Annotated in this window: 4 protein-coding genes and 1 pseudogene; 1 reads left to right on the top strand and 4 read right to left on the bottom strand. The window is 65.2% G+C overall.

From position 1 onward, the window contains the following. Positions 1-156 precede the first annotated feature (156 nt). The gene (locus VGD20_RS21760; protein WP_331136456.1) at positions 157-2,496 is read right to left on the bottom strand and encodes a TonB-dependent receptor; all 2,340 of its coding nucleotides are present in this window, start codon (positions 2,494-2,496) and stop codon (positions 157-159) included. Between the two features lie 200 nt (positions 2,497-2,696). Between VGD20_RS21760 and VGD20_RS21755 the strand changes: the two genes are divergently transcribed. Further along, complete coding sequence (locus tag VGD20_RS21755; protein WP_331136455.1) at positions 2,697-3,338, top strand: TetR/AcrR family transcriptional regulator; 642 nt, start codon at positions 2,697-2,699, stop codon at positions 3,336-3,338. Positions 3,339-3,367: 29 nt separating this feature from the next. Here the strand turns inward: VGD20_RS21755 and metW are convergent, their stop codons facing one another. The 3 genes and pseudogenes from metW to metX form a co-directional block, all read right to left on the bottom strand. Then, a complete protein-coding gene (metW, locus tag VGD20_RS21750) occupies positions 3,368-3,955 on the bottom strand; it encodes a methionine biosynthesis protein MetW (protein ID WP_331136454.1) in 588 nt (195 codons plus the stop codon). Next, a complete protein-coding gene (locus VGD20_RS21745; RefSeq protein WP_331136453.1) occupies positions 3,952-4,389 on the bottom strand; it encodes a GNAT family N-acetyltransferase in 438 nt (145 codons plus the stop codon). The genes metW and VGD20_RS21745 overlap by 4 nt, the downstream gene beginning before the upstream one ends. Then, positions 4,386-4,962: pseudogene (gene metX / locus VGD20_RS21740) on the bottom strand (homoserine O-acetyltransferase); the annotation flags it as partial. The gene VGD20_RS21745 and the pseudogene metX, both read right to left, overlap by 4 nt.

Raw genomic sequence — 4,962 nt, 5'->3', positions numbered from 1 at the left:
GTAAGGTCGACAACGGCCCCCGCCTTCGCGGGGGCGACGGTTAAGGGGAATGTCTGAAATCCACCCCGATGCCGTCACATCGGCAGGCTTCGCGGTCATAGAAAAAGGGGCGCCGCCATGGACGCCCCTTTCCCCTTTTTTGACGATGCGGTCCGGTCAGAATTTGACCGTGCCGGTGACGAACACTTGGCGCGGGTTGCCGTAGAAAGCCGTCTGCACGCCTTCGAGGCCCAGCGTCGAGCCGCCCGCCGCGTTCTGATAATTATAGCCCGACGTGATATATTGCTTGTCGGTCAGATTCTTGCCGTGGATGCCGATCGAATAATCGCCGCTGTCGGCCGTCCACACGAGGCTCGCATCCCACAGCACATAGCCAGGTTGGTCGAGCGCCGGGATCGGCACTTCGAACTGGTGCGTCAGGCTGCGGTAAACGAGGCCGGTCGACACGTCGATATTGCCGCCCATCGCCGGAATGCCTGCCGCGACCGTGCCCGATACCGTCCATTTCGGCGTGTTCTGGAAAGTCCGCTGATCCGCGACATCGACCCCGGTGGGGCCGATGAAGCGCTTGTACTTGGCGTCGACGAAGCCGAGCGCGCCGTTGAAGCGGAAGGTCGAGCCCGCGCCGGCGAAGTCGCGTGCGAGAATTGCGTTGGCTTCGGCTTCGATGCCCTGGAGGCGGGCCTTCGCCGCGTTGGTCGTGATGCCGCAGAAGCTCTGGACGCCGCCGACAAGGCAACCGACCGAACCCGGGATCTGCACATCCTTATAGTCCATGTAGAAGCCGGCGAGGCTCAGCGTCAGCCTGCGGTCGAGCAGCGAACCCTTGTAGCCGATTTCGTAGCTGTCGACCTTTTCGGGATCGAAGGCGAGGAAGTTGTAGATATCGTCGTAGGTCCGGCCCGCCGCCGGATTGCTGATCGGCGCCGAGGTGCCCGAACCGCGCGGGTCGAAACCGCCGCCCTTGAACCCCTTCGAATAGGACGCATAGACCAGATTGTCGGCGTTGGGCTTGAAGCTCAGCGACGCGCGGGGCGTGAATTCCTTGAAGGTGCGGTCGCCGCGGAAGTTGGTGGCCACCGCGATCGCGAACGGGGTCAGCGTGCCGCCGAATTCGGGGGACAGGCCTGTGATCCGCGTTGCCTTGTAAACAAAGGCTTCGCGCTTGTCGTTGGTGTAGCGCCCGCCGACCGACAGGCTGAGCTGGTCGGTGAAGTCAAAGGTGAAATCGCCGAACACCGACCAGGTCTTGGTCCGCACGTCGCCCGCCGTATACGCGTTGAGGCCCGGCAACGGGCCGCCGAGAGCGGGCGGATTCGCCGCGCCGGCAAGGCCGAGGAGGACGTCGAACGAGGTCGCGGCCTTGGCGTCGAGATAATAGAAGCCGACAAGGCCGTGCAGCCGGTCGCTTTCATAGAGCAGCTGGAATTCCTGGCTGAGCTGTTCGTTGCGATAGACCGCGGGCACATCGACGTCGACCGACGGCAGGGCATCGAAATCGATCGGGGTGAAGCTGGTGTCCTTGCGCCACGAACTGATCGAGCGCAGCGTCACATTGTCGCTGAGTTCGGCCGAAACATTCATCGCGAGACCATAGGCCTTCACATCCTGCTTCGGGTCGTTGAGCCCGGCGCGGGTATCGTAGACGTCATCGAGCACCGGCGCCCCCGAAACGAGGCCGGGGATCAGGCGATGGCCGTTGCGCGGGTCGGACTTGTCGCGCGTATAGTCGCCCGAGATGCGGATCAGCACCGGCGCGCCGTTGCCGCCGAGTTCGATCGTTCCGCGCCCGGCCCACACGTCCTTGTTGTAATTTTCGAGGCCGGCGATGACCAGATTGTCGCCGAAGCCGCCGCGCGACAGGCGCGCGACCGACCCGCCGACGCGGACGATGTCGCTGATCGGCGCGCTTGCGGTGACGACGAGGTCGGCCTGCTTGTAGGTGCCCAGTGTTCCGCGGATGCGCAATTCGGGCGAATCGGGGTTGAGCGCCCGCGTCACATATTTGACCGCGCCGCCGATCGTGTTGCGGCCGTAGAGCGTGCCCTGCGGGCCGCGCAGCACCTCGATGCGTTCGACGTCGTAGATGTCGAGCACCGCGCCCTGCGGCCGGTTCAGATAGACGTCGTCGAGGTAGATGCCGACACCCGCCTCGAAGCCCGGAACCGGATCCTGCTGGCCGACCCCGCGGATGAAGGCGGTCAGCGTCGAATTGGTGCCGCGCGAATTTTCGAGCGTGGTGTTCGGCGCCATGTTCGCGACGTCGGTGATGTCGATCGCGCCCGCCTTGGACAGCGCGTCGCCCGAAATGGCGGTGACGGCGATCGGCACATCGATCAGCCGCTCGTCGCGGCGGCGTGCCGTCACGATGATCTCGTCGCCGCTATCGGCGCTCGCGCCTTCCTCCTGCGCGAAAACCGGCGGAGCAAAGGCGATCATCGAAAGCGCGCTGGTGGCCAGGATGGCGCGGCGCAGCGAGCGGGCGAAAGGATGCATGAAGACTCTCCCATGTGGCGGGTGACCTCGCCACCCTTTCGGTTTTCTTGGGCCAGTGCTTGCCAAGCCGCGCCGCATCCAATAGTGAAACATGAACCAAGTTTCAACTTGGAAGTTGACCGCGTCGTTTTTTGCTTGCCAGTGGTGCGGAAATGCCACGATGCAGGCGGGGCCGGACGGGGGGAGACGGAAAGGCAGTCATGGATCAGCCGCAGACCGATACGGGACAGGCCGACACGGAACGCGACGCGCGCGCCAAGACGCCGCGGACCGAGCGCGGGCGCCGGACGCTGCGCAAGCTGCTCGACGCCGCGGCGGTCGAATTCGGCGAGCGCGGGTTTCACGAAGCCTCGATCAGCGCGATCACGCGCCGCGCCGGGACGGCGCTCGGCAGCTTCTACACCTATTTCGATTCGAAGGACGAAATCTTCCAGGCGCTGGTGCGCTACATGAGCGAGCAGCTGCGCGATCATGTCACGCCGATCGTCCAGGAAGCGCCCGATGCGATCGCGGCCGAGCGGCTCGGCCTCCGCTCCTATCTGGGCTTCGTGCGCGAGCACAAGGAAATCTACCGGATCATCGACGAGGCCGAATTCGTCGATTATGCGAGCTACCGGCGCCACTATGAAACGACCGTCGAGCGTATCCGCCAGCGACTGGACAGCGCGGCGCAGCGCGGCGAGATCCGCCCCGACGCGGGCGAAATCCATGCCTGGGCCATCGCCGGCATGAACGTTTTCCTCGGCATGCGATACGGATTGTGGGACGATGCGGCCGATGCCGATGCCGTGGCGCAGGCCGCGAACGACCTGCTCGCGCACGGGCTGAAGAAGCCGGATTAAATGGTCTCCCTCCCGCCGGCGGGGGATGATCAGCTTCGCGAAATCAGGAAAATCGCATGTTCGGCGCGCCAGCTTGCGGCAGCGTCGCTCGCCGGCTTGTCGCCCGAGAGATGCCACACGCGCTCGACCCCGATGCCCTTTGCCTGGACGAGGTCGCGAAAATCGCTGACCGTGACGTGATGGATGTTCGGCGTTTCGTACCAGGCGACCGGCAGGAGCCGCGTCACCGGCATCCGTCCGCCCCACAGCAGCGCGAGCCGGATGCGCCAATGCGCGAAATTGGGAAAGCTGACGAAGGCGCGCGGAGCGATCCGGAGCAACTCGTCCACGACGCGGTCGGGACGCTCGGTCGTCTGCAGCGTCTGCGACAGAATTGCATAGTCAAACGCATCGTCGGGATAATCGGCCAGGTCGCGGTTGGCGTCGCCCTGCACGACCGACTGGCCGCGCGCGATCGCCGTGGTGACATTGGCGGGATCGATCTCCAGCCCGCGCGCATCGACGCCCTTGCTCCGCAACGCAACCATCAGCTCGCCGTCGCCGCAGCCGATATCGAGTGCGCGTGTCCCGGACGGCACGGCAGCGGCGATGATCGCGAGATCGGGGCGGAGCTTCATTGCCGGGGCCGCCCGTAAACGCCGGGGAAATGCCGCTGCATGAACGGTTTGCCGTCTTCGACGGCCGTCCAGCCGAGCCCCGCATAGAGTCCGTGGGCGTCGCTCGTCGCGAGCATCCACCGCCGCAGCCCCTGAAGGTCGGCGTGATCGTGGAGCGCCGTCACCATGCGCGCGGCAAGGCCGTGCCCGCGATGCGATTCGAGGACATAGACGTCGGCGAGATAGGCAAAGGTCGCCCGGTCGGTGACGACCCGGGCAAACGCGACCTGTTCGCCGCCGGGCGCGAAAATGCCGACGCATAAGGATCCCGCGATGGCGCGTTCGACAATCGCGAGCGGAATATGTTCGGCCCAGTAGCTTTGCGCCAGAAAGGTGTGAATCGCATCGACCTGCATGTCGGCCCGGTCGAAGGACAGGCGGTAACCTCCGGTCATGACGCACCTGCGTTCAGCGCACCCGCGACGAGCCGGTCGAGCGCGGGCACGTCGAGGAGGAAGCTGTCGTGGCCGAAGGGCGCCGACAGCTCGACGAAGCTTGCGGCGGCGCCGACGCTTTGCAGCGCCTGCACGACACGGCGCGATTCGGCGGTCGGATAAAGCCAGTCGGTGTCGAAGCTGACGAGCGTGAAGCGCACATCCTTTGCGCCCGCGAACGCGCCCGCAAGCCGGCCGTCGTGCGGATCGGCGAGGTCGAAATAGTCCATCGCGCGCGTGATGTAGAGATAGGCGTTGGCGTCGAAACGGTCGGTGAAGGCCAATCCCTGATGCCGCAGATAGGATTCGATCTGGAAATCGGCGTCGAAGCCGAAGCTCTTGATGTCGCGCGCCTGCAGGCGGCGGCCGAATTTTTCGGTCAGCCCTTCTTCGGACAGATAGGTGATGTGCGCTGCCATGCGCGCGACTGCAAGGCCTTTGGTCGGCGCGCGAGCGCTGCCGTAATATTGGCCGTCCTGCCAGTCGGGATCGGCCATGATCGCCTGCCGCCCGACCTCGTGGAACGCGATATTC

Origin of the sequence: Sphingopyxis sp., from assembly GCF_036402335.1 — a bacterium.
In the GTDB taxonomy this organism is placed as follows: Bacteria; Pseudomonadota; Alphaproteobacteria; order Sphingomonadales; family Sphingomonadaceae; genus Sphingopyxis.
This window is presented reverse-complemented; position numbering and strand designations above follow the sequence as displayed.